This is a genomic window from Cupriavidus sp., from assembly GCF_057315035.1.
The window spans coordinates 125111-149010 of the sequence record NZ_DBHKYV010000006.1; the positions used below are offsets into that span (position 1 = coordinate 125111).

Genomic DNA, 23900 nt, shown 5'->3' on the forward strand with positions numbered 1-23900 from the left:
GCGTTTCTCATCGGGGTGCCCGGCCAGCCACGCTAGGCCAGCAACATCTCCACCCAGCGCACCACATGCGGTCCGCCTAGCGCAATCCATGTGCCGCCGCACAGGATCAGCGCCAGCATCACCGCCGCACTGCCAAAGTCCTTGGCGCGTTTCGACAGGCTGTGGCGTTCCAGTGAAATCCGGTCGATCGCCGCTTCCACGCTGGAATTGAGCAGTTCCACGATCAGTACCAGCAGCAGCGTGCCGAGCAGCATCACACGCTCCACATTCGATACCGGCAGGATGAAGGCGCATGGCGTCAGGATGACCACCAGCGTCAGTTCCTGGCGAAACGCGCTTTCTTCCAGTACCGCATAGCGCAGGCCCGACAGTGAGTTGATGGCCGCGTGCCAGGCCCGCGTCAGGCCACGGTTGCCCTTGTGCGGATTGCTGGCGATCGAATATTCGGTTTCCACTTCAGCCGCCACTCGCGTGGCGGTCGGCCGGTGCAGCGACGGATCGGGCGGTAGCGTGGGTTGGGGCTTGGCCATGATCGGGTGCGACGGAAGATGCCGGATTGTCGGAGCCGCCTGCTGCCCCAGTGGACAACGGACGCAAATGTGCGAGGAATTGCTCGGAGGCGGCGCGCCATGAAAACTTCTCGGCATGGGCTCGCGCGGTTGCGCGGTCGATGCGCAACGCTTCCAGGCAGGCTTCCCGCAGGTCTTCATGCATGACACCGGCCGGGCTGTCACCCAGCACATCGATCGGCCCCGTCACCGGGTATGCCGCCACGGGCAGGCCGCTGGCCAATGCTTCAAGCAGGACCAGCCCGAAGGTATCGGTCTTGCTTGGAAACACGAAGACGTCTGCCGAAGCATACACCCTTGCCAGTTCGGGCTGCTTGAGTACGCCGAGGTAGTTGGCGGACGGATAGCGCGCCTTCAGCGCCGCCAGTGCCGGGCCGTCGCCCACGACCCATTTCGAGCCCGGCAAATCAAGCTGCAGGAACGCCTCGACGTTCTTCTCGACCGCCACGCGTCCCACGTACAGGAAGATCGGATGCGCGGTGTTTAAAACGTTCGCTCGCTGCGCGGTGAACACGTCGAGGTCCACGCCGCGCGTCCACAGCACGCCGTTCGTGATGCCGTACTTGCGCAAGTCGTCCAGTACCACCGGTGTCGGTGCCATGACCGCACGCCCTGCACCATGGAACCAGCGCAGGAAGCGATAGGTCCACGCCAGCGGGATGCCGAAGCGCGCCTGCACGTACTCGGGGAAGCGCGTGTGATAGGCCGTGGTGAACGGCAGCTTGTGCTTGAGCGCATAGGCGCGCGCGGCCAGCCCCAGCGGGCCTTCGGTGGCGATATGCAGCGCGTCGGGCCGGAACGCATCGATGCGGCGGCGTACCTTGCCCGACGGCAGGATCGACAGCCGGATTTCCGGATACGTCGGGCACGGGATGGTGCGGAATTCCAGCGGCGTGAGCAGGTCCACCAGATGGCCCATGGCCTCGAGCTCGCGGCGTGTCGACTTCAGCGTGCGTACCACGCCATTGACTTGCGGCTCCCAGGCGTCGGTAACAATCAGGACTCTCATTGAAGCTCCTTGCGGCGGAGGTGCCGTGGGGTTGTGGTGTGACGGGTCGCGCGCGGCGCATCGGTGCCGCCGGCGCGTGCATGCGGAATGCGAAGAACGGCCGGTCTCAGGCCGTGGCTTCGGCAGTGCGGCGGCGCCGGCGTGAGACCGGTTCGGGCGGGTCCAGCAGGGTGGTCCAGTAGACGATCCGGAGCTCGCCTTCCATGGTTTCCACGAGCGCCGACAGGCTCTCTACCCAGTCGCCGTCGTTGCAGTACAGCTGGCCGTCCACCTCGCGGATCTCGGCCTTGTGGATGTGGCCGCAGACCACACCGTCGCAGCCACGGCGGCGTGCTTCATCCACCATGGCGTGCTCGAACGAGTTGATATAGCTGACCGCGTTCTTGACCTGGTGCTTCAGGTATTGCGACAGCGACCAGTAGTCGAAGCCGAGCCTGGCGCGCACGCGATTGAAGTGGCGGTTCACGGCCAGGATCATCGTGTAGAGCGAGTCGCCAAGATATGCGAGCCATTTGGCGTGTTGCACCACGCCATCGAACAGGTCGCCATGCACCACCCACAGTCGCTTGCCGGTGGCGGTCACGTGGATGGCGTCCTCGCGCACGGTGATGTCGCCGAATGCCATGCCGTCGAACTGGCGCGCCGCTTCGTCGTGATTGCCCGGCACATAGACCACTTCGGTGCCCTTGCGCGCCTTGCGCAGCAGTTTCTGCACCACGTCGTTGTGGCTCTGCGGCCAGTACCAGCCGCGGCGCAGTTGCCAGCCATCGATGATGTCGCCAACCAGATACAGCACGTCCGATTCGTTGTGCTTGAGGAAGTCGAGCAGGTAGTTGGCCTGGCAGCCCGGCGTGCCCAGATGGATATCGGACAGCCAGATGGCGCGATAGCGATGCACGGGTGGTTCAGCGGGGGAGGCGGGACGGCTGCCGGTGTCATCGGATTCGCGCAGCGGCGTGGGATGGGCGGCAGACAGATCGGCGGGCGGCATGAAGGCCGCGAAAGCGGCTGGCATTGAGAGTGTCGGGTCAGGCTTGCCGCGCAGGCGCTGCGCGACTTTCGACAAACTTCGGATGGCTTGAACCATGGCGGCCCCGGTATCGGCGATGGCTGGATTGAGCCAGTGCCGCATGACGAAGCCATGACGGAAACATGAATGTCACATGAAGCTTGCCGCCACGTGGCTAGTTCGGCAGGCGCAACTGGTGCGGCACGGGTTGCGGCGACGCAGGGGCTTGCGTGGCCAACATGGCCAGCGCGGCAAGCGTGGCATCGATGGCGTGGCGGTGGCGCAGCAATGAAACGTGGCCGATACCTTCGAGCGCGAGGTGATGGGCGCCGTCCAGCCACGAGGTGCCGGGCGGCCCGGCAATGGAGTCGTGCCAGCTGAATACCGAGACCAGGCGGGAGCGCATCGACGGTGTTTCCGCGTTGGCCAGCGCAGCCAGCCAGGGGCTGTTCCAGCGCATCTGCCATGCATTGCGCCCCTGGCCAAAACGCGCGAGCGCGCAGCCGTGGTGTGGCGTGCCCAGCGTCACGATGCCCGCGCAGGGCGGTGCGCGGTCTGTCCGGTCGGCTTGCGTTGCCAGCACCTGCGCCGCGCGCGCGGCCAGTCCGCCCATGCTGTGGCAGACCAGCAGCGGCGCACGCCCGGTGCGTGCCGTGATGGCATGCATGCGGGCCAGCAACTGCGGCGCATAGGTATCGATATCGCCAAGTACCGGTTCAAGATCGATCGCTTCGCAGCAGTAGCCCGCACGCGCCAGCGCGGGAGTCAGGTCGAGCCAGATCGCATGGTTGCAGCCATAGCCGTGCACCAGCAGTACGTGTGGCGTGCCTGCCAGCGGATGGGCAGGTTGCGCAAAGGTGAGCCGCGAGCGGAACGGTTGCAGCCAGTTGAACATGCGGAACACAGACTGGCATTCGTAGAGGAAGCAGGCCAGCGCGCGTAGCGGGTTTAGCCGGCGGCGTGGCGGCGCATCGGCCGGCAGGGGCGGGCGTGCCGATGGCGGGATGCCAAAGCCTGACAGCGTGGCGCCAAATGCGATGGCCACGCTGATACCAAACCCGATCAGCACTGCAAGCAGGGCCAGCGTCAGTGCCGGCAGCCACGGCCAGCCCGCACCGACTGCCAGGTAAGTTGCCAGGCCGGCCACGGCTGCCGCCTGCACCATCACGGCGACACGGCGCAGCGCGGCGGCCGTCAGGCTCATTGCCGCGGAGGGCGCAGGTCCGTCAGCCGCGTGCCGGCCAGGCGGTCGTGAAGGAATTGCCGGCGCGGGTCGAGCCACGCCAGCGAGATCCAGATCAGCAGTCCTGCGGCCAATACACCGATGAACGGCCCCTTGGTGAGCCCCAGCGCATGTCCCACCGCCGCCGCTGGTGGCAGCCACAGCCACGCCAGTACATAGCGCAGCAACGCCTGCGGCCAGCGCGGCGGCACGCCCGTGCCGGTTTCCAGCCGGATCCGCCAGGTCTGCATGGCCAGGGTCTGGCCGTTACGCTGCCAGAACCACACGAAATAGCCGCCCAGCACGATGAACATCCACGCCTGGTCCACATAGGGGCGATCCAGGCCAATCGGCTGCAACAACGGGCGCGCCACGACATAGAGCGCGCTGGCGGCCATCAGCACACCGAACAGCAGCACGCCCTCATACAGCATGCATAGCAGCCGGCGGCGCAGCGTTGGGGTACGCAGGGCAGGAGTGGAGGATTGGGTCGAGGCGGCTGACGTGGCGGCAGGCATGGCGCGGGACTGGACGCAAGGCAGAGCGGATCAAGCGGCCATTATGCCAAACCGCACCTGCTGCATCGATGTATGGACCAGGAGGGGGCAGCGCGTTACTGGCGCGGCGTGTCGGTCTGGTTGAAGTCGGTGGCGGCTTCGCCGGTGACAGGCGGGGAGAGCGTGGGGGAGGGGGCCGCAGGTGCCGCGGCGGCTGGCGCGTTCGAGGCGGAAGCCGGGGCCGGGGCAATCGGCGCGGATGCGGCGGCATTGCCTGCCACGGCCTGCGGCGCCGAAGCCGGTGCGGCTTCCGGCGCGCTGGCCGGCTTCTTTTCCGGGTGATGAATCTGGCGGCTCGTGTCGGCCGGCGGGCGCTTGCTTGACGGCAGCGCACTGACCGCACCGGGATGGCGTGGCACTTTCTCCGCGGCCGCCAGTTTCTTCTTCTGCTCTTCCGGCAACTGCTGGTAGCGGTCCCACGCGTCAGCCTTCTTTTCTGCGGGAAGCTGCCGCGTGATCTGGTAGTTCTCGCGTGCCAGGCGGCGCTGCTGCGGCGTCATGCCGACCCATTCCGCCATCCGCTCCTGCAGCCGCTGCTGTTCCTCGGGCTTGAGTTTCGGGTAGAGGTCGGCAATGCGCTGCCACTTGCGCCGGTTCAGTTCGGGAATGGTGTCCCAGAGCGGCTGTAGCGGTGCCAGCACTTTCTGGTGCGTTGGCGACAGCTCGGTCCATGTGGGATGCGTGTTGATGACCGGGCGAGCGGCAGGCTGGCTGGCGGCCGGACCCTGGGCTTGCGCCGTGGAGATCACGATGTCGACACCAAGTGCGGCGATGGTCAGCCCGGCCGCGCAAAGTGTGGCGAGCCGGCGACGGAAGGCGTCGGTGCGGGAGGTTGCGCGTGCCATCCTATTGATCGGGATCGCGCTTCAGGAACACGTGGAAGCCCTGATCGGCGTAGGCCGTGGGCGGCAGGTCGTCGAGCAGCATCGCGGCGTCAACGTCCGCGAGTTCCTCGAGGCGCTGCTGTTGCTGCCAGTGATAGATACCCAGCAGGCCGGCGCCCAGCGCCACCAGCGTCCACACCAGCGCGAGCTTGCGCATCCATGCACCGGCGCGGTGCAGCGGCGTGTCGTCTTCGTCATCGAAGGCGTAGCCGTGCGGCGCGCCAGGCAGCGCGAGCTGCGGCACGTGGGCGACCTCGGCCTTCTTTGCGGCCAGCGCCATGCGCCGCGCGGCTGCCAGCCGTTCGGCAATGTCCCGCGGCAGTGCCTCCGCCGTGGCATCGAGTGCCAAGCGGATCTCGTGGGCAATGCGCCGTTCCTGGATATCTCGTTCGTTTCTGCTCATAGTCGGACCCCCCGCGCGCTCAGGGCTTGCGCCAGCGTGTGCGTTGCACGGGAACAGTGCGTCTTTACGCTGCCTTCCGAACAGCCCATCACGGCTGCCGTCTCGGCCACGTCCATATCCTCCCAGTAACGCATCAGGAAAGCCTCGCGTTGACGCGTTGGCAGACGTTGGATTTCCTGCTCGATGATGTTCATGACCTGTTCCCGCTCGACCTTGTCGGCGCTGCTTTCGGCCGATTGGCTGCCCGATTGGGCTTCCAGCGTTTCCAGCAGGTCGCTGTCGTCGCCGTCACGCTCGTCGCGCAGGTTCGAGAACAGCGTTACCCAGGTGTTGCGCACCTTCTGGCGCCGGAACCAGTCATGAATGGTGTTCTGCAGGATACGCTGGAACAGCGGCGGCAGTTCGGCGGCACTCTTGTCACCGTACTTTTCCGCCAGCTTGATCATGGCGTCCTGCACGATATCCAGCGCGGCTTCGTCATCCCGCACGGCGAACACGGCCTGCTTGAAGGCGCGGCGCTCGACACTGGCGAGAAAGTCGGAGAGTTCCTTATCGGTGGCCATGCAGGCAGAAACAGCGGTTGGGCGGGGTAGCCGGGCCGAATGTGCCGTGGAAGTCCTGCGGCATCTCGGAAATGTTTGCGATCCTAGCAAAAAACACGTGGCTTCTGCCACTGCTGTATGCATGTGCAGACATGATGCCCTGCTCATGCACCGGCCGGTGTCGCGCCGGGCCCCCTGACGGTGCGGCATTGTAAAAAGCCCATTTACCGCGCTGGTGCATTGCAGTATCATCGGCGGTTCACACGACATCAGTGGTTGTCTCATCGGACCGCTTATGAGGCGGTCTTCTCATGCAGACGCGCACCGCTTGAACCCGAGCCACAAGCCCGGCAGAGAGCATCCAAACAATTTTTTGCCGAAAATTGCAAAGGACTGAAATGAACATGCCCAGCGCGGAATTTTCCCACGCAGATAGCAATTCATCCTCCGCTCGCGAAATGATCGGAGCGGAAATCCTCGTCAACGCACTTGCCGAAGAAGGCGTCGAGTACGTCTGGGGCTACCCCGGCGGCGCAGTGCTCTATATCTACGACGAGCTCCACAAGCAAAAGAAATTCGAACACATCCTGGTGCGCCACGAGCAGGCTGCCGTGCATGCCGCTGACGGCTATGCGCGCGCGACCGGCAAGGTGGGCGTTGCCCTGGTGACTTCGGGCCCGGGCGTGACCAATGCCGTGACCGGTATTGCCACTGCCTACCTGGATTCGATCCCGATGGTCGTGATCACCGGCAACGTGCCGACCCACGCCATTGGCCAGGATGCATTCCAGGAATGCGACACCGTCGGCATCACGCGTCCGATCGTCAAGCACAACTTCCTCGTGAAGGACGTGCGCGACCTGGCCGCGACGATCAAGAAGGCGTTCTTCATCGCCGCCACCGGCCGTCCCGGCCCCGTGGTGGTCGATATCCCGAAGGACGTGTCGCGCAACGCCTGCAAGTTCGAGTATCCGAAGACGATCGACATGCGGTCGTACAGCCCGGTGAACAAGGGTCACTCGGGTCAGATCCGCAAAGCCGTGGCGCTGCTGCAGGCCGCGGAGCGTCCGTTCATCTACTCGGGCGGCGGCGTGGTGCTGGCCAACGCCAGCGAAGAGCTGCGCGAACTGGCCGCACTGACTGGTCATCCGGTCACCAACACGCTGATGGGCCTGGGCGCGTTCCCGGGCACGCACAAGCAGTTCGTCGGCATGCTCGGCATGCACGGCACGTATGAAGCCAACATGGCCATGCAGAACTGCGACGTGCTGATCGCCATCGGCGCGCGTTTCGATGACCGCGTGATCGGCAACCCGGCGCACTTCACCGCGCAGGCGCGCAAGATCGTCCATATCGATATCGACCCGTCGTCGATCTCGAAGCGCGTCAAGGTGGATATCCCCATCGTCGGCAACGTCAAGGACGTGCTGCAGGAACTGATCGCCCAGATCAAGGCCAGCGACGTCAAGCCGCGCCGCGAGGCATTGGCCAAGTGGTGGGACCAGATCGAGCAATGGCGTTCGGTGGACTGCCTCAAGTACGACCGCGATTCCGAGATCATCAAGCCGCAATATGTGGTGGAAAAGATCTGGGAACTGACGAAGGGCGATGCGTTCATCTGCTCCGACGTCGGCCAGCACCAGATGTGGGCCGCGCAGTTCTACAAGTTCAACGAGCCGCGCCGCTGGATCAACTCCGGTGGCCTGGGCACGATGGGCGTGGGCCTGCCGTACGCAATGGGCATCAAGAAGGCATTCCCGGACAAGGAAGTCGTCACCATCACTGGCGAAGGCTCGATCCAGATGTGTATCCAGGAACTGTCGACCTGCCTGCAGTACGACACCCCGGTCAAGATCTGCTCGCTGAACAACGGCTACCTGGGCATGGTGCGCCAGTGGCAGGAAATCGAGTATGACAACCGCTACTCGCATTCCTACATGACCGCACTGCCGGACTTCGTGAAGCTGGCCGAGGCCTATGGCCACGTTGGCATGCGCATCGAGAAGACGTCCGACGTCGAACCGGCGCTGCGCGAGGCGTTCCGCCTGAAGGACCGCACCGTGTTCCTGGACTTCCAGACCGACCCCACCGAAAACGTGTGGCCGATGGTCCAGGCCGGCAAGGGTATCTCCGAAATGCTGCTCGGCGTGGAGGACCTGTAATGCGACATATCATCTCGGTCCTGCTGGAAAACGAACCCGGCGCGCTGTCGCGCGTGGTGGGCCTGTTCTCGGCTCGCGGATATAACATCGAGACGCTGACGGTAGCGCCTACCGAAGATGCGTCGCTGTCGCGGATGACCATCGTCACCACCGGTTCGGACGACGTGATCGAGCAGATCACGAAGCACCTGAACCGGCTGGTGGAAGTGGTCAAGGTGGTGGACCTGACCGAAGGCGCGCATATCGAGCGCGAGCTGATGCTCGTGAAAGTGCGTGCCGTGGGCAAGGAGCGCGAGGAAATGAAGCGCACCGCCGACATCTTCCGTGGCCGCATCATCGATGTGACCGAAAAGACGTACACCATCGAGCTGACCGGCAACGGCGGCAAGCTGGATGCGTTCCTCGATGCCATCGACCGCACCGCGATCCTGGAAACCGTCCGTACGGGCGGCTCCGGTATCGGCCGCGGCGAGCGCATTTTGAAGGTCTGACCGGCGCCACCGGCAACAGAGCACGGCCACAAGCCGACACGCAGTATCCCGAAGCGGCGCGACACCATCGACCGAACAGGCATCAGGTGTCTCGCCGCCACCCTAATACAAGATTTGAGAAATTGAAGGAACCATCATGAAAGTGTTTTACGACAAGGACGCCGACCTCTCCCTGATCAAGGGCAAGAATGTCACCATCATCGGCTACGGCTCGCAAGGCCACGCCCACGCACTGAACCTGAAGGATTCGGGCGTGAACGTGACGGTTGGTCTGCGCAAGAGTGGCGCGTCGTGGAACAAGGCGGCCAACGCCGGCCTGCAGGTCAAGGAAGTTGCCGAGTCCGTGAAGGGCGCCGACGTGGTCATGATCCTGCTGCCGGACGAGCAGATCGCCGACGTGTACAAGAACGAAGTGCACGCCAACATCAAGGAAGGCGCAGCACTGGCCTTCGCCCACGGCTTCAACGTGCACTACGGTGCCGTGATCCCGCGCGCCGACCTGGACGTGATCATGATCGCGCCGAAGGCCCCGGGCCACACCGTGCGCTCGACGTACTCGCAAGGTGGCGGCGTGCCGCACCTGATCGCCGTGCACCAGGACAAGTCCGGCGCTGCCCGTGACATCGCCCTGTCGTACGCCACCGCCAACGGCGGCGGCCGTGCCGGTATCATCGAGACGAACTTCCGCGAAGAAACCGAAACCGACCTGTTCGGCGAACAGGCCGTGCTGTGCGGCGGTACCGTCGAGCTGATCAAGGCTGGCTTCGAGACGCTGGTGGAAGCCGGCTACGCGCCGGAAATGGCGTACTTCGAGTGCCTGCACGAACTGAAGCTGATCGTCGACCTGATCTATGAAGGCGGCATCGCCAACATGAACTACTCGATCTCGAACAACGCCGAGTATGGTGAATACGTCACCGGCCCGCGCGTGGTGACCGAAGAGACCAAGAAGGCCATGAAGCAGTGCCTGACCGACATCCAGACCGGCGAGTACGCCAAGAGCTTCCTGCTGGAAAACAAGGCCGGCGCCCCGACGCTGATCTCGCGCCGTCGCCTGACGGCCGAGCACCAGATCGAGGAAGTGGGTGCGAAGCTGCGCGCGATGATGCCGTGGATCGCCAAGAACAAGCTGGTCGACCAATCGAAGAACTAAGCAGTACGGGCAACAAGCGGGGCGCCTGGCCGGAACGGCAGGGCGCTTCGCAAAGTGCCACAGCCGTCCAGTCTGCCGCCGGTCTCCTGCATCCAGGGAGACATTTGGCGGAGACTGGGCGGCTTTTTGTTATCCTTGTCGGACTTTTTCAGGCGCTGGCCTGATTTTTTCTTATATTTCGCATCGACACCGCCGCATGTCTTACCCAATGGGTGGAAAGCGTGCAAAGTGTCGAAATTGCGTGAACCCATCACAACGCTTGCATGAACTATCCTCATCCGCTGATCGCCCGTGAAGGCTGGCCATTCCTGGCCGGCGCTTTCATCATCTCGCTGCTGGTCCATGCCAGCGCGGGTTTCTGGTGGGCGTTGCCGCTGTGGATCATCACGGTTTTCGTGCTGCAGTTCTTCCGTGACCCGCCGCGGCCCATTCCGTCGGCCCCGAATGCGATCCTGGCCCCGGCCGATGGCCGCATCGTGGTGGTCGAGAAGACGCAGGATCCCTTCGCCGGCCGCGAGGCATTGAAGATCAGCGTGTTCATGAACGTGTTCAATGTGCACTCGAACCGTGCGTCGCTCGACGGCAAGGTCGAGAAGCTCGAATATTTCCCAGGCAAGTTCGTCAACGCCGACCTGGACAAGGCATCGCTCGAAAACGAGCGCAATGCAGTGGTGATCCGCCGCGCCGCAGACGGCCAGCTGGTGACGCTGGTGCAGGTGGCGGGTCTGGTGGCACGCCGGATCCTGTGCTACACCAAGGTGGGCGATACGCTCTCGCGCGGCCAGCGCTACGGCTTTATCCGCTTCGGCTCGCGTGTCGACGTGTACCTGCCCGTGGATGCCCGACCGCGCGTGACGATTGGCGAAAAGGTCTCGGCTTCGTCGACCGTGCTGGCCGAACTGGACGTCCAGGCCTAACGCGCCGCGGATCAGTCAGCGACAGGAGACCTGGCATGGGTGCCTTCAACCGACGCAACAAGCGGGTCAGCAACGGCAACGTGACGCACCTGCGTCCGTTCCGTCATAACCAGCTTCGCAACGACCCCGACTACGACGCCGACGAGCACGATATCGAATACGTGCGTCCGCGCCGCCGCGGGATCTACCTGCTGCCCAACGCATTCACCACGGCAGCACTGTTCGCGGGTTTCTTCGCGATCGTGCAGGCCATGAACATGCGCTTCGACGTGGCGGCCATCGCGATCTTTGCCGCGATGGTGCTCGACGGCATGGATGGACGCGTGGCGCGCATCACCAATACGCAGAGCGCATTCGGCGAGCAGTACGATTCACTGTCGGACATGACCTCGTTCGGCGTGGCGCCGGCGCTGGTGATGTACGAATGGATCCTGCATGACCTGGGCAAGTGGGGCTGGATCGCCGCGTTTGTCTACTGCACCTGCGCGGCGCTGCGCCTGGCGCGCTTCAACGCCAATATCGGCGTGGTGGACAAGCGATTCTTCCAGGGCCTGCCCAGCCCGGCGGCGGCGGCGCTGGTGGCCGGCTTTGTCTGGTTGGCCATCGACAACAAGCTGCCGGTGAAGGAATTGTGGATGCCGTGGGTCGCGTTTGCGATCACGCTCTATGCCGGCCTGTCGATGGTGTCGAACGCGCCGTTCTACAGTGGCAAGGCACTCGACGTGCGCTATCGCGTGCCATTCGGCATGATGGTGCTGGTGCTGGTGCTGTTCGTGGTGGTGTCGTCCGATCCGCCCGTGGCACTGTTCGGCCTGTTCGTGGCCTACGCGATCTCGGGTTACCTGCTGTGGGCCTGGCGCTCGATCCACGGGCAACCCGGCGGGGCAGGCAAGGTCCGTGCAGCCGGCTCCGGCAACGGTGCGGGCAATGGTGCAGGCAGCGATCGCTGACCGGTATCGATGAAGGGCGCTCTCGGGCGCCCTTTGTTTTTTGGTGTGTCGTAGTCAGTTCCACCCACCCTCAGGAGAATGTCATGGGCATGTTCGACTTCATCAAGGAAGCGGGAGAAAAGTTGTTTGGCAAGGGCGAAGCCAAGGCTGCGCAGGAAGCGGCTGCTGCCGATCCATCGGCGAGCGACAAGGCCGAGGCGGCCAATCGTGCGGCAGGCGATGCGATCGAGGCGTATATCGCGCAAATGGGACTCAGCGCGACCGGATTGACCGTTACGGTGGACGGTTCGCAGGGCAAGGTCACGGTGTTTGGCGTGGCGCCGGACCAGGCAACGCGCGAGAAGATCATCCTGTGCTGCGGCAATGTCGAAGGCGTCGATGCGGTCGAGGACAAGATGTCGGTCAATGTCGAGACCAGCGAATCGCAGTGGCATACCGTGGTGAAGGGCGACACGCTGTGGGCGATTTCCCAGGCGGCCTATGGCAACGGGGCGGAGTACAACAAGATTTTCGAAGCCAACAAGCCGATGCTCTCGCATCCGGACAAGATCTACCCGGGGCAGAAGCTGCGCATTCCGCCAAAGTAAGTGGGAAAGTAAGTGGCAAAGTAAGCGTCCGCAGGAGAGCGGGAAAAAGCCGGTTGCACGCGCGCTGCAAACCGGCTATAGTCGCCGCATGATTTCGCGCCAGACCCTAATCGCTCGCACCACCCTAGGTGGCCTACTAGGCCATCAGGTCGGGACGCGCGCGCGCTGAGGGAACGCCAAAACACCCTAGCGCGAAAATCACCAGGATTTTTAAACGCCCCGGCCTGCATCCATGCACGCCGGGGCGTTTTGCATTCTGACCGGAATGCCCCGCGGCGGGACAGCGCGGTACACAGCACATAAGGCACAGCCCAGGAGCTCCACAAATGTCTGACAAACTCATCATTTTCGACACCACGTTGCGTGACGGCGAGCAATCGCCCGGCGCGTCGATGACCCGCGAAGAGAAGATCCGCATTGCGCGTCAGCTCGAGCGCCTGAAGGTCGATGTGATCGAGGCCGGCTTCGCGGCCAGCTCCAACGGCGACTTCGAGGCCATCCGCTCGATCGCCCAGGTGGTGAAGGACTCGACGATCTGCTCGCTGGCCCGCGCCAACGACAAGGACATTGCCCGTGCCGCCGAAGCGCTGAAGCCCGCCAACTCGTTCCGTATCCACACGTTCATCGCCACGTCGGCGTTGCACATGGAAAAGAAGCTGCGCATGACGCCGGACCAGGTCTATGAACAGGCCCGCCTGGCCGTGCGTTTCGCACGCCAGTTCACCGACGACATCGAGTTCTCGCCCGAGGACGGCAGCCGTTCGGACATGGACTTCCTGTGCCGCGTGCTCGAAGGCGTGATCGCCGAAGGCGCCACCACGATCAACCTGCCCGACACCGTTGGCTATGCCGTGCCGGAAGGCTATGCGGAACTGATCCGCTCGGTGCGCGAGCGGATTCCGAATTCGGACAAGGCAATCTGGTCGGTGCATTGCCATAACGACCTGGGCATGGCCGTGGCCAATTCGCTGGCCGCGGTGAAGCTCGGCGGTGCGCGCCAGGTCGAATGCACGATCAATGGCCTGGGCGAGCGCGCCGGCAATACCAGCCTGGAAGAAGTCGTGATGGCCGTGAAGACGCGCCGTGACTACTTCAACATGGATGTCGGCATCGACACCACGCAGATCGTGCCGGCATCGAAGCTGGTGTCGCAGGTGACCGGCTTCGTGGTGCAGCCGAACAAGGCCGTGGTGGGCGCCAATGCGTTTGCACACGCCTCGGGCATCCACCAGGACGGCGTGCTCAAGGCGCGCGACACGTATGAAATCATGCGTGCCGAAGATGTGGGCTGGACCGCCAACAAGATCGTGCTGGGCAAGCTCTCGGGCCGCAACGCATTCAAGCAGCGCCTGCAGGAACTCGGCATCGAACTCGAGAGCGAGGCCGAGATCAATGCCGCCTTCACGCGCTTCAAGGAACTGGCCGACCAGAAGGCCGAGATCTTCGACGAAGACATCATGGCGATTGTCTCGGACGAAGAGCAGGAAAACGCCAACGAACACTATCGTTTCGTATCGCTGTCGCAGCGTTCGGAAACCGGCGAGCGCCCGCATGCACGCGTGGTCTTCAACGTCGATGGCACCGAGCAGACTGGCGAGGCGGAAGGCAATGGTCCGGTCGATGCCACGCTGCACGCGATCGAAGGCCGCGTGAACAGTGGTGCCGAACTGGTGCTGTATTCGGTGAACGCGATTACCGCGGGCACCCAGGCGCAGGGCGAAGTGACCGTGCGGCTGACCAAGGCTGGCCGCATCGTCAATGGCGTTGGCACTGACCCTGACATCGTCGCCGCTTCGGCCAAGGCCTACCTGGCGGCGCTGAACAAATTGCACGACAAGGCCGTGCAGAAGATCAATCCGCAGATCTGAACCCGATTCCTGCGAGTGCGATGGCGGGGCTCACAAGGCCCCGGCCATCATGGACCGCCCGGCTGCCGCGTATCGCGTGGCGCCGGGCGGTTTGTCGTTGCGGCGTCGTTGCCGCGTTACCGGGTCAGTTGCGCTCGGGCCGGTCGCGCAGCGGATCGGGTGTGACCAGCGAGCGGCGCAGTACGCCGGCATCGTCAAACATGAAGTTGAACATCGAGTACCACATGTCCTCGTGCAGGAAGCGATAGCTCCATGTTTCCAGTTTCAGTCGCGGGTAGTATTCCACTGGCTCGCGCGGCGCGCCGAAGTGCTCCAGCACGTCTTTCTTGGTCCAGACATTGATCTGCGCCTTGTAGAGTTCGGTGGTGGTCAGCATCTGCCGGAAGTTGGTCAGCTTGCCGTCACGGTCGAAGTCGGCCGCGTAGGAGTACTCGCCCAGCGGCTGCTTCGAGTAGAACCAGCGCGTGGTGCCGTCGTCGAGCCGGTAGACGTCGGTAGGCTTGCCAAAGGTTGCCTCGACGGCGGCCTGGGGCTGGCCGACCAGCTTCAGGCCGGTGTTGACCGGGGCCAGGGCGGGGCCCAGCGCGGCGCAGCCGGCCAGGGTGGCGCTAGCCAGCACCACGGCGGCCATCCAGCGGCGCAGCGGCTGCGACGCATGCGTGGGTCGTGTGGATTGCGTGGGTTGCGTGGGGTGTGTCATGTCAGGTGCCTTGTGAAGCAGATTTACGCAATTGCCGTGAGTGTAGCGGGGCCGGGCGCTCTGTGTGTACCATCGCGGGTTTTGCGACAGGCGACAGGAGAAACGATGGCGGGCATCAGAGTGCACGGTTTGCGTGCGTGGCTGGCAACGGCACTGTGCTGCGTAAGCGTGGCGGCACTGGCGCAGGGGCCGGCCCAGGCCGCGGCAGGCACGCCGATCCGGCTGGGCATGATCGACGGCTTGTCCGGGGCGTTTGCCAACGCCGGCGAGGCCGTGGCGCGCAATCTGCGCCTGTCGATCGAGCGCATCAACGCGCGCGGTGGCGTGAAGCTTCCCGATGGCGCCCACCCGCTGGAACTGGTCACGTTCGACAGCAAGGGCAATGTCGACGAAAGCCTGATCCAGTTTCGCGGCCTCGTCGACAAGCGTATTCCGTTCGTGCTGCAGGGCAATAGCTCGGCCGTGGCCAGCGCGCTGGTGGCGGCCGTCAATCGCCAGAACCAGCGCCAGCCCGATGCGCGCGTGCTGTTCCTGAACTACTCGGCTGTCGATCCCGCGCTGACCAACGAAAATTGCAGTTTCTGGCATTTTCGTTTCGATGCCAGTTCGGACATGCGCATGCAGGCGCTGACCGAGGCGATCCGCAGTGAGCATGCGGTGCGCAAGATCTACCTGATCGACCAGGACTACAGCTTTGGTCACCAGGTTGCGCGTTCCGCGCGCGAGATGCTGGCGGCCAAGCGGCCCGATATCCAGATCGTGGGCGATGAATTCCACCCGATCGGCAAGATCAAGGATTTCGCGCCGTATATTGCCAAGATCAAGGCCAGCGGCGCCGACGCGGTGATCACGGGCAACTGGGGCAACGACCTGACGCTGATGATCAAGGCCGCGCGCGAGGGCGGCCTCAACGCGCGCTTCTACACGTTCTACGGCAATGGCCTGGGGGCGCCGGCGGCGATGGGCGACGCTGGCGTGGGCCGCGTGCTGGCCGTGGCCGAATGGCACCCGAACGTGGGTGGCGCGGCGTCTGATGCGTTCTACCAGTCGTTTGGCAAGCGCTATCCCGATCCGCGCGACGACTACGTGCACCTGCGCATGCAGATGATGGTGGAAATGCTTGCGCGAGCCATCGAGCAGGCCGGCTCCACCGATGCCGTGGCGGTGGCCTATGCGCTCGAGAACATGCGTTTCACGAACGGCTTCCATGAGGCAACGGTGCGGGCCGATGACCATCAGGTGCTGCAACCGCTTTATGTATCGGTCATGGCAAGGCAGGGCGGCGAGGTGCGCTTCGACAACGAGGGGTCCGGCTATGGATTCCGCACCGTGAAGAAGCTCAAGGCGGCCCAGACCACCTTGCCGACCACGTGCCGCATGGAGCGCCCCGCGCGCAATTAGGCGCGCACGGCAACGGCGCGATTCGCAGCCGGGCGGAATTCGGCTATAATGCGCGGCTGTCGTCTGCAAGCCACCTGGCTGCCGGCGGCGGATGCCTCAAGTCAATTCAGGCACGACGCAGGTGGCGCATCCCGCGCTACGGCGTTCGCAAGTGAAAGGGAATCATCATGGCAATCGCCAACAAGTCCGAAGTCATCCAGAAGTTCGCCCGCGCCGCCAACGACACGGGTAGCCCCGAAGTCCAGGTCGCCCTGCTGACCACGCGCATCAACGAACTGACCCCCCACTTCAAGGCCAACATGAAGGATCACCACAGCCGCCGCGGTCTGCTGCGCATGGTGAGCCGTCGTCGTCGCCTGCTGGACTACCTCAAGTCCAACGACGCCGACCGTTACCGCGCCCTGATCGAAGCCCTGGGCCTGCGCAAGTAAGGTCTGCGGATGGCAGCACGGATCCTGCAAGAGTTGTTCGCGCACGATTTCACGTGAGGCCGCAATGCCTGCGCCAGCACTGCTGGGGCAGGCATTTTGCTTTTCTGGCCCGGCGTTACGGCGGTTACGGCGCCGGGTTGGTGGTGAAGTGATGTTTGTTTCACGTATTGGCTGGGCGACAATGCCTGGCACCGTTGCGTCTGCCGTTGCATCAACGGGTGCGACGGAGTAAGTTACCTCGCTCTTTATCGCAGAATTGCACCGGAGCCGGCCAAGGAAACGGGGTTTTGTGTCATTCCATCGCGCCATCGCCACTGACCGTCACTGACGGTGGCGCGATGGAATGGCATAGCACTTCCCTGAGACTGCGGACCGGGAACAATCCGGCAGTTCGCCTGCCGCTGCGAGCGCAGGCGTCGCCAGCCGTACCGTATTGACGGCAGGCAAGGCAAGTTATTCAAGGAACGCTCATGACCATGTTCAACAAGATCGTCAAGGAATTCCAGTGGGGCCAGCATACGGTCCGCATGGAAACCGGTGAGATCGCCCGCCAGGCGTCTGGCGCCGTGATCGTCGATGTGGAAGACACCGTGGTGCTGGCCACCGTGGTGGCAGCCAAGAGCCCGAAGCCGGGCCAGGACTTCTTCCCGCTGACTGTCGACTACATCGAAAAGACCTACGCCGCGGGCAAGATCCCTGGTGGTTTCTTCCGGCGTGAAGGCCGTCCGTCGGAAAGCGAGACGCTGACCTCGCGCCTGATCGACCGTCCGCTGCGTCCGCTGTTCCCGGAAGGCTTCTACAACGAAGTGCAGGTGGTGATCCACGTACTGTCGATCAACCCGGAAGTGCCGGCCGACATCCCGGCCCTGATCGCTTCGTCCGCCGCGCTGGCCGTGTCGGGCATTCCGTTCAATGGCCCGGTGGGCGCCGCCCGCGTTGGCTACAAGGATGGTCAGTACCTGCTGAACCCGACCCGCGCGCAGATCGCCACGTCGGAGCTGGACCTGATCGTGGCCGGTACCGAGCGTGCCGTGCTGATGGTGGAATCGGAAGCCAACCAGCTGTCGGAAGACGTGATGCTGGGCGCCGTGGTGTATGGCCACGAGCAGATGCAGATCGCCGTCAACGCGATCCACGAACTGGTCCGTGAAGGTGGCAAGCCGGAATGGGACTGGGCACCCGCGGCCAAGAACGAAGCGCTGATCGCCAAGGTCAGCGAGATCGGCCTGTCGCTGCTGCAGGAAGCCTACCAGCTGCGCCAGAAGTCGGCCCGCAGCGCCAAGCTCAAGGAAGTCAACGCAACCGTGCTGGCCAAGCTGGCCGAAGCCGGCGTGGAAGCCGACAAGGTTGAAGTTGGCAACGTGCTGTTCGATCTGGAAGCGAAGATCGTGCGTGGCCAGATCCTGGCCGGCGAGCCGCGTATCGACGGCCGCGACACGCGCACCGTGCGCCCGATCGAGATCCGTTCGTCGGTGCTGCCGCGCGCCCACGGTTCGTCGCTGTTCACGCGTGGTGAAACCCAGGCACTGGCAGTGGCCACGCTGGGCACCAAGAGCGACGAGCAGATCATCGACGCACTGGCCGGTGAATACCGCGACCGCTTCATGCTCCACTACAACATGCCTCCGTTCGCCACCGGCGAAACCGGTCGCGTGGGTAGCCCGAAGCGTCGTGAAATCGGTCACGGCCGCCTGGCCAAGCGCGCACTGATCCCGGTGCTGCCGAAGGAAGACGAATTCGCCTACACGATCCGCCTGGTCTCGGAAATCACCGAGTCGAACGGTTCGTCGTCGATGGCTTCGGTGTGCGGCGGCTGCCTGGCACTGATGGACGCCGGCGTTCCGGTCAAGGCGCACGTGGCTGGCGTGGCCATGGGCCTGATCCTCGAAGGCAACAAGTTTGCCGTGCTGACCGACATCCTCGGCGACGAAGATCACCTCGGCGACATGGACTTCAAGGTGGCGGGTACCGATACCGGTATTACCGCGCTGCAGATGGACATCAAGGTGCAGGGCATCACCAAGGAAATCATGCAGGTTGCGCTGGCACAGGCACGCGAAGGCCGCATCCATATCCTGGGCAAGATGCAGGAAGCCATGGGCCATGCACGCACCGAGCTGTCGGCCCATGCTCCGCGCATGATCACCATGAAGATCCATCCGGACAAGATCCGCGAAGTGATCGGCAAGGGCGGCTCGACCATCCAGGCGCTGACCAAGGAAACGGGCACGACCATCGACATCCAGGAAGACGGCACGATCACGATCGCGTCGACCTCGAACGAAGGCATGGCCGAAGCCAAGCGCCGCATCGAGGGAATCACCGCGGAAGCCGAAGTGGGCAAGATCTACCCCGGCACCGTGCTGAAGCTGCTGGACTTCGGCGCCATCGTGAACATCCTGCCGGGCAAGGACGGTCTGCTGCATATCTCGGAGATCGTCAACGAGCGCGTGAAGGACATCAAGGACTGGCTGAAGGAAGGCCAACACGTGCGCGTGAAGCTGATCCAGGCCGACGAGAAGGGTCGTCTGCGCCTGTCGCTGAAGGCTGCGCTGGCTGAAGAGGGTGGCAGCATCAGCCCGATCGCCCCGCAAGGCGATGCACCGGCTGCTCCGACCTCGCCGGAGCAACAGCAGTAAGCTGAAGCGGCAAGCAGGCAGTAGCAGTACCCCATGAAAGCGGCTGGCGATGTCCAGCCGCTTTTTTGTTTACACTGCCGGTCAGTCTTCAACCTGCGGCACGCGCGTGCAAGCTCGCGCGCGTGGTGCGACCCACGACATTAATGAGGAGTCATCATGAAAGCCATCGAGATCCGCGAGTACGGCGCCCCCGAAGTCCTGCAGGAAACACAGCGCCCCGATCCGGAGCCGAAGGCCGGTGAAATCCTGATTCGCGTGGCTGCCGCCGGTATCAATCGTCCCGACGTGTTCCAGCGTACCGGCAACTATCCGGTGCCGCCCGGTGCATCGGATCTGCCAGGCCTTGAAGTTGCCGGCGTGGTGGTGGGTGGCGATCTGTCGAATGCGGCGAACCGCTTTGGCCTGAAGGTGGGCGATCGGGTTTGCGCGCTGGTGCAGGGCGGTGGCTACGCGGAGCTGTGCACCGCGCCGGTCGAGCAGTGCCTGCCGGTGCCGGAAGGCCTCAGCGATATCGAGGCGGCTGCGTTGCCGGAAACGTTCTTCACGGTCTGGAGCAATGTGTTTGATCGTGGCCAGCTTGGCCGTGGCCCGCGCGGTGCCGCGGAGACGCTGCTGATCCAGGGTGGGTCGAGCGGCATCGGGACCACGGCGATCCAGATCGCCAAGGCGATGGGCTTCAAGGTCTTTGTCACCGCTGGCAGCGACGACAAGTGCAAGGCGTGCGAAGACCTCGGTGCTGATCGCGCGATCAACTACAAGACGCAGGACTTCGTGGCCGAGGTAAAGGCCTTGACCGAAGGCAAGGGCGTCGACGTGATCCTCGACATGGTGGCCGGCTCGTACCTGGCGCGCGAACTGTCGTGCATCGCCGATGACGGTCGCATCGTGATCATCGCGTTGCTCGGCGGCGGCAAGGCGGAAATCCCGCTTGGCGATATCCTGCGTCGCCGTATCACGATCACGGGCTCGACGCTGCGTCCGCGTCCGGCATCGTTCAAGGGGGCCATTGCCCAGGCGCTGCACCAGAACGTCTGGCCGCTGCTGGCCTCGGGCAAGATCAAGCCGGTGATCCACAAGGTGTTCCCGGCCGCGCAGGCAGCGGACGCACACCGGCTGATGGAATCGAGCGAGCACATCGGCAAGATCGTGCTGACCTGGTAATTCGACGGGTCTGGCGCCATCGGATCCGCACAATCGTGCCTTGACTGGCGCGATTGTGGGTCGATTGTGGGCCGATGGCCACTGGCCGTCCGCAATTGTCCGCCCCATGCTGGCGGCACCCCCATGACCACGCTACAATAGCCGGTTTGATTCAAAGAGGGGACCCTTGTGAGACAAAAGCTGGTCATCGGCAACTGGAAGATGCATGGCAGCCTGGCCGCCAATGCGGCCCTGCTCGACGGTATCAAGGCGGCGCCGGCCAAGGCAAAGCTGGCCGTCTGCGCACCGTTTCCCTATCTTGCCCAGTGCCAGTCGCTGCTCACCGGATCGCAGGTGTCCTGGGGTGCCCAGGATGTCTCGGCCGAGGTCAAGGGTGCCTTCACGGGTGAGGTTGCTGCCCCGATGCTGGCCGAGTTTGCTTGCGCCTATGCGCTGGTGGGCCACTCCGAGCGCCGCACCTATCATGCCGAGACCGATGCAACGGTAGCGACCAAGGCGTTGCGCGCACTGGAAGCGGGTATCGTTCCGGTGGTGTGCGTTGGCGAGACGCTGGCCGAACGCGAGGCAGGCCAGACCGAGGCCGTGGTGGGTCGTCAGCTGCAGGCTGTTCTCGATGCTTTGTCTATCGAGCAGCTTGAGCGCATTGTTCTGGCCTATGAGCCCGTGTGGGCCATCGGTACCGGCAAGACCGCGACCAGCGAGCAGGCCCAGGCCGTGCACGCTGCGCTGCGTGCGCAGGTGGCGGCGAAGGATGCCGGTGTGGCACAGCGCATGGCCATCCTGTACGGCGGCAGCGTCAAGCCTGACAATGCAGCCGAACTGTTTTCCATGTCCGATATCGACGGGGGCCTGATTGGTGGCGCCTCGCTGAAGGCGGATGATTTCCTCGCGATCGGCAACGCCTGAATGCCGGATGCGACTGTCTGATCAGGCAAGTACGAAACGAATTTAAACAAATGGCAATCTTCAAGACTTTGTTGGTCATCGTGCAGGTTCTGTCCGCGCTTGGCGTGATCGGCCTCGTCCTGCTGCAGCATGGCAAGGGTGCGGACGTTGGCGCTGCGTTCGGTTCGGGCGCATCGGGCAGCCTGTTCGGTGCATCGGGCTCGGCAAACTTCCTGTCGCGTACCACGGCCGTGCTGGCAGCACTGTTTTTCGCCTGCACGCTGGGTCTGACGTTGCTGGGCAACTACAAGCCCCAGGCCTCGCTGGGTGTCATGGGTGCCGCGCAACAACCGCAGGGTGCATCTGCGGCTGCCGCATCCGCGCCTGCGGCCGCAGCATCCGCGCCCGCTGGTCCGGCTGTGCCGAAGTAAGGTCGGACTCCGCGCAATAATCGAACAGTGTGTTCGTCGATTCCTGATTTTATTTGCAGTTGTGCATTGAACAAATCAGGAATCATGAGTTAGAATGCAAGGCTTGAAACGATTCCCCAGCGGCGAAGCAGAAGTCAAAGGAAATACTCCTTTAGCCAGGCTTCGCAGGGTGTAAAAACCCGGCGCAAGGCAATATTGTTTCTCCCCCAGCCGACGTGGTGAAATTGGTAGACACGCTATCTTGAGGGGGTAGTGGCGAAAGCTGTGCGAGTTCGAGTCTCGCCGTCGGCACCAAAAAACTTGATCGGAAGTCTGTGTCGCACCCGTGTCATGCACGGGTGCAAACATGACTCTCCGGCAGTCCGCAAGGCGGCGCCGTAGCTAAGACGGGATGGCGCCTGGGGTGGGCAACAGGACGCCGCTAGCTGCTGGTGCTGTTGACAACATTCCAGATAAGGCTGGCCGTACCTTGACACTCGAAGCCTACTTCCCCGTCCTCATCTTTATCCTCTTTGGCATCGTGCTCGGTGTAGCGCTGATGGCCATTGGTCGGATTCTCGGTCCCTACAAGCCTGACGCAGCGAAGCTGTCGCCGTACGAGTGCGGCTTCGAAGCGTTCGAGGATGCGCGCATGAAGTTCGACGTGCGCTATTACCTCATCGCCATCCTCTTTATCCTGTTCGATCTCGAAACTGCCTTCCTGTTTCCGTGGGGCGTTGCCCTCAAGGACATCGGTTGGCCGGGATTCATCGCCATGGGCGTGTTTCTGCTGGAATTCATCGTGGGCTTCGTCTACATCTGGAAAAAGGGCGCGCTCGATTGGGAGTGATGTGAAATGGCAATCGAAGGCGTTCTCAACGAAGGCTTTGTCACGACTACGGCTGACAAGCTGATCAACTGGACCCGTACGGGTTCCCTGTGGCCCATGACGTTCGGTCTGGCCTGCTGTGCAGTGGAAATGATGCACGCCGGCGCCGCACGCTACGACATGGACCGTTTCGGCGTGATTTTCCGCCCGTCGCCGCGTCAATCCGACGTGATGATCGTGGCCGGTACGCTGTGCAACAAGATGGCCCCCGCGCTGCGCAAGGTCTACGACCAGATGGCGGAACCGCGCTGGGTCATCTCGATGGGCTCGTGCGCCAATGGCGGTGGCTACTATCACTACTCGTATTCGGTGGTGCGTGGCTGTGACCGCATCGTGCCGGTCGACATCTATGTTCCGGGCTGCCCGCCGACCGCGGAAGCGCTGATCTACGGCGTGATCCAGCTGCAGAACAAGATCAAGCGTACCAACACCATTGCGCGCAAGGGCTGACATGGCGAACCTCGATACCCTCAAGGCCGCCCTCGAGAAAGTTCTGGGCAAGCGCGTGCAGAACCTGACCGAGGCCCTCGGCGAACTGACGCTGGTCGTCAAGGCTGAAGACTACCTCGACGTCGCGCGCCTGCTGCGCGACGATCCGTCGCTGCGCTTTGAACAGGCAGTGGATCTCTGCGGCGTCGATTACTCCGATTACGCTGAAGGCGCCTGGGACGGCCCGCGCTTTGCCGCGGTGACGCACCTGCTGTCGGTCACGCACAACTGGCGCCTGCGCCTGCGCGCATTCGCGCCGGACGACGACCTGCCGGTACTGCCGTCGCTGATCGATGTCTGGAACTCGCTGAACTGGTTCGAGCGCGAAGCGTTCGACTTCTACGGCATCGTGTTCGAAGGCCATCCGGACCTGCGCCGCATCCTGACCGACTACGGTTTCGTCGGTCATCCGTTCCGCAAGGACTTCCCGGTTTCGGGCTACGTGGAAATGCGTTACGACCCCGAGCAGAAACGGGTCATCTACCAGCCGGTGACGATCGAGCCGCGCGAAATCACGCCGCGCGTGATTCGCGAGGACAACTACGGCGGCACGCAGCACTGAGAACGGCGTC

The 23900-nt window shown here is 63.6% G+C and carries 25 protein-coding genes and 1 tRNA gene; 17 read left to right on the plus strand and 9 right to left on the minus strand.

Features of this window, described 5'->3' with window-relative positions:
* Positions 1–32 precede the first annotated feature (32 nt).
* From ACO550_RS11715 to ACO550_RS11750, 8 genes are all read right to left on the minus strand, one after another.
* Positions 33–530: a diacylglycerol kinase gene (locus ACO550_RS11715; protein WP_315592175.1), complete on the minus strand. Its 498-nt coding sequence runs from the start codon at positions 528–530 to the stop codon at positions 33–35.
* Positions 457–1578 carry a glycosyltransferase gene (locus ACO550_RS11720; protein WP_315592174.1) on the minus strand — a complete coding sequence of 374 codons (1122 nt, stop codon included), beginning with the start codon at positions 1576–1578 and terminating at the stop codon, positions 457–459. The genes ACO550_RS11715 and ACO550_RS11720 overlap by 74 nt, the downstream gene beginning before the upstream one ends.
* A gap of 106 nt (positions 1579–1684) precedes the next feature.
* Complete coding sequence (locus ACO550_RS11725; protein ID WP_315592297.1) at positions 1685–2665, minus strand: metallophosphoesterase; 981 nt, start codon at positions 2663–2665, stop codon at positions 1685–1687.
* A 97-nt stretch (positions 2666–2762) separates the two neighbouring features.
* Positions 2763–3791, minus strand: a complete 1029-nt coding sequence (locus ACO550_RS11730; RefSeq protein ID WP_315592173.1) for a lipase family alpha/beta hydrolase — start codon at positions 3789–3791, stop codon at positions 2763–2765.
* On the minus strand, positions 3788–4327 hold the full coding sequence (locus ACO550_RS11735; protein WP_315592172.1) for an RDD family protein: 540 nt from the start codon (positions 4325–4327) through the stop codon (positions 3788–3790). Before ACO550_RS11735 ends, ACO550_RS11730 begins: the two co-directional genes overlap by 4 nt.
* A 95-nt stretch (positions 4328–4422) precedes the next feature.
* Positions 4423–5211, minus strand: a complete 789-nt coding sequence (locus ACO550_RS11740; protein WP_315592171.1) for a DUF3106 domain-containing protein — start codon at positions 5209–5211, stop codon at positions 4423–4425.
* Between the two features lies 1 nt (position 5212).
* A complete protein-coding gene (locus tag ACO550_RS11745) occupies positions 5213–5653 on the minus strand; it encodes a DUF3619 family protein (protein ID WP_315592170.1) in 441 nt (146 codons plus the stop codon).
* Positions 5650–6216 (minus strand): RNA polymerase sigma factor, encoded by a 567-nt coding sequence (locus ACO550_RS11750; RefSeq protein ID WP_315592169.1) that lies wholly within the window; start codon positions 6214–6216, stop codon positions 5650–5652. Before ACO550_RS11750 ends, ACO550_RS11745 begins: the two co-directional genes overlap by 4 nt.
* Positions 6217–6593: 377 nt before the next feature.
* Between ACO550_RS11750 and ACO550_RS11755 the strand changes: the two genes are divergently transcribed.
* The 7 genes from ACO550_RS11755 to ACO550_RS11785 all read left to right on the plus strand — a co-directional run bounded on the left by ACO550_RS11755 (position 6594) and on the right by ACO550_RS11785 (position 14323).
* Positions 6594–8357: an acetolactate synthase 3 catalytic subunit gene (locus ACO550_RS11755; protein WP_315592168.1), complete on the plus strand. Its 1764-nt coding sequence runs from the start codon at positions 6594–6596 to the stop codon at positions 8355–8357.
* The gene (ilvN, locus tag ACO550_RS11760; protein ID WP_008643328.1) at positions 8357–8848 is read left to right on the plus strand and encodes an acetolactate synthase small subunit; all 492 of its coding nucleotides are present in this window, start codon (positions 8357–8359) and stop codon (positions 8846–8848) included. Before ACO550_RS11755 ends, ilvN begins: the two co-directional genes overlap by 1 nt.
* A 136-nt stretch (positions 8849–8984) precedes the next feature.
* Positions 8985–10001 carry a ketol-acid reductoisomerase gene (gene ilvC, locus ACO550_RS11765; protein WP_315592167.1) on the plus strand — a complete coding sequence of 339 codons (1017 nt, stop codon included), beginning with the start codon at positions 8985–8987 and terminating at the stop codon, positions 9999–10001.
* Positions 10002–10264: 263 nt separating this feature from the next.
* Positions 10265–10918 (plus strand): phosphatidylserine decarboxylase, encoded by a 654-nt coding sequence (locus ACO550_RS11770; protein WP_315592166.1) that lies wholly within the window; start codon positions 10265–10267, stop codon positions 10916–10918.
* 35 nt (positions 10919–10953) lie between these two features.
* Entirely contained in the window at positions 10954–11868 is a 915-nt protein-coding gene (gene pssA / locus ACO550_RS11775; protein WP_315592165.1) for a CDP-diacylglycerol--serine O-phosphatidyltransferase, read from the plus strand.
* Between the two features lie 83 nt (positions 11869–11951).
* A complete protein-coding gene (gene lysM / locus ACO550_RS11780; RefSeq protein WP_315592164.1) occupies positions 11952–12455 on the plus strand; it encodes a peptidoglycan-binding protein LysM in 504 nt (167 codons plus the stop codon).
* A 326-nt stretch (positions 12456–12781) separates the two neighbouring features.
* A complete protein-coding gene (locus tag ACO550_RS11785; RefSeq protein WP_315592163.1) occupies positions 12782–14323 on the plus strand; it encodes a 2-isopropylmalate synthase in 1542 nt (513 codons plus the stop codon).
* Between the two features lie 124 nt (positions 14324–14447).
* Here ACO550_RS11785 and ACO550_RS11790 read toward each other — a convergent pair whose 3' ends face one another.
* Complete coding sequence (locus ACO550_RS11790) at positions 14448–14954, minus strand: hypothetical protein (RefSeq protein WP_315592296.1); 507 nt, start codon at positions 14952–14954, stop codon at positions 14448–14450.
* Between the two features lie 174 nt (positions 14955–15128).
* Between ACO550_RS11790 and ACO550_RS11795 the strand changes: the two genes are divergently transcribed.
* From ACO550_RS11795 to ACO550_RS11840, 10 genes are all read left to right on the plus strand, one after another.
* Positions 15129–16424, plus strand: coding sequence for an ABC transporter substrate-binding protein (locus ACO550_RS11795; protein ID WP_315592162.1), 1296 nt, complete (start codon positions 15129–15131; stop codon positions 16422–16424).
* Between the two features lie 167 nt (positions 16425–16591).
* Complete coding sequence (gene rpsO, locus ACO550_RS11800; RefSeq protein WP_315592161.1) at positions 16592–16855, plus strand: 30S ribosomal protein S15; 264 nt, start codon at positions 16592–16594, stop codon at positions 16853–16855.
* A gap of 470 nt (positions 16856–17325) precedes the next feature.
* Positions 17326–19494: a polyribonucleotide nucleotidyltransferase gene (gene pnp, locus ACO550_RS11805; protein ID WP_315592160.1), complete on the plus strand. Its 2169-nt coding sequence runs from the start codon at positions 17326–17328 to the stop codon at positions 19492–19494.
* A gap of 156 nt (positions 19495–19650) precedes the next feature.
* Positions 19651–20655 carry a zinc-binding dehydrogenase gene (locus ACO550_RS11810; protein WP_315592159.1) on the plus strand — a complete coding sequence of 335 codons (1005 nt, stop codon included), beginning with the start codon at positions 19651–19653 and terminating at the stop codon, positions 20653–20655.
* Positions 20656–20823: 168 nt separating this feature from the next.
* Positions 20824–21561, plus strand: a complete 738-nt coding sequence (gene tpiA, locus ACO550_RS11815) for a triose-phosphate isomerase (protein ID WP_315592158.1) — start codon at positions 20824–20826, stop codon at positions 21559–21561.
* Positions 21562–21611: 50 nt separating this feature from the next.
* Complete coding sequence (gene secG, locus ACO550_RS11820; protein WP_315592157.1) at positions 21612–21971, plus strand: preprotein translocase subunit SecG; 360 nt, start codon at positions 21612–21614, stop codon at positions 21969–21971.
* A gap of 209 nt (positions 21972–22180) precedes the next feature.
* Positions 22181–22265, plus strand: a tRNA-Leu gene (locus tag ACO550_RS11825).
* A 175-nt stretch (positions 22266–22440) separates the two neighbouring features.
* Positions 22441–22800, plus strand: coding sequence for an NADH-quinone oxidoreductase subunit A (locus ACO550_RS11830; RefSeq protein ID WP_315592295.1), 360 nt, complete (start codon positions 22441–22443; stop codon positions 22798–22800).
* A gap of 6 nt (positions 22801–22806) precedes the next feature.
* Positions 22807–23289 (plus strand): NuoB/complex I 20 kDa subunit family protein, encoded by a 483-nt coding sequence (locus tag ACO550_RS11835; protein WP_008643342.1) that lies wholly within the window; start codon positions 22807–22809, stop codon positions 23287–23289.
* Between the two features lies 1 nt (position 23290).
* The gene (locus tag ACO550_RS11840) at positions 23291–23890 is read left to right on the plus strand and encodes an NADH-quinone oxidoreductase subunit C (protein WP_315592156.1); all 600 of its coding nucleotides are present in this window, start codon (positions 23291–23293) and stop codon (positions 23888–23890) included.
* Positions 23891–23900 lie beyond the last annotated feature (10 nt).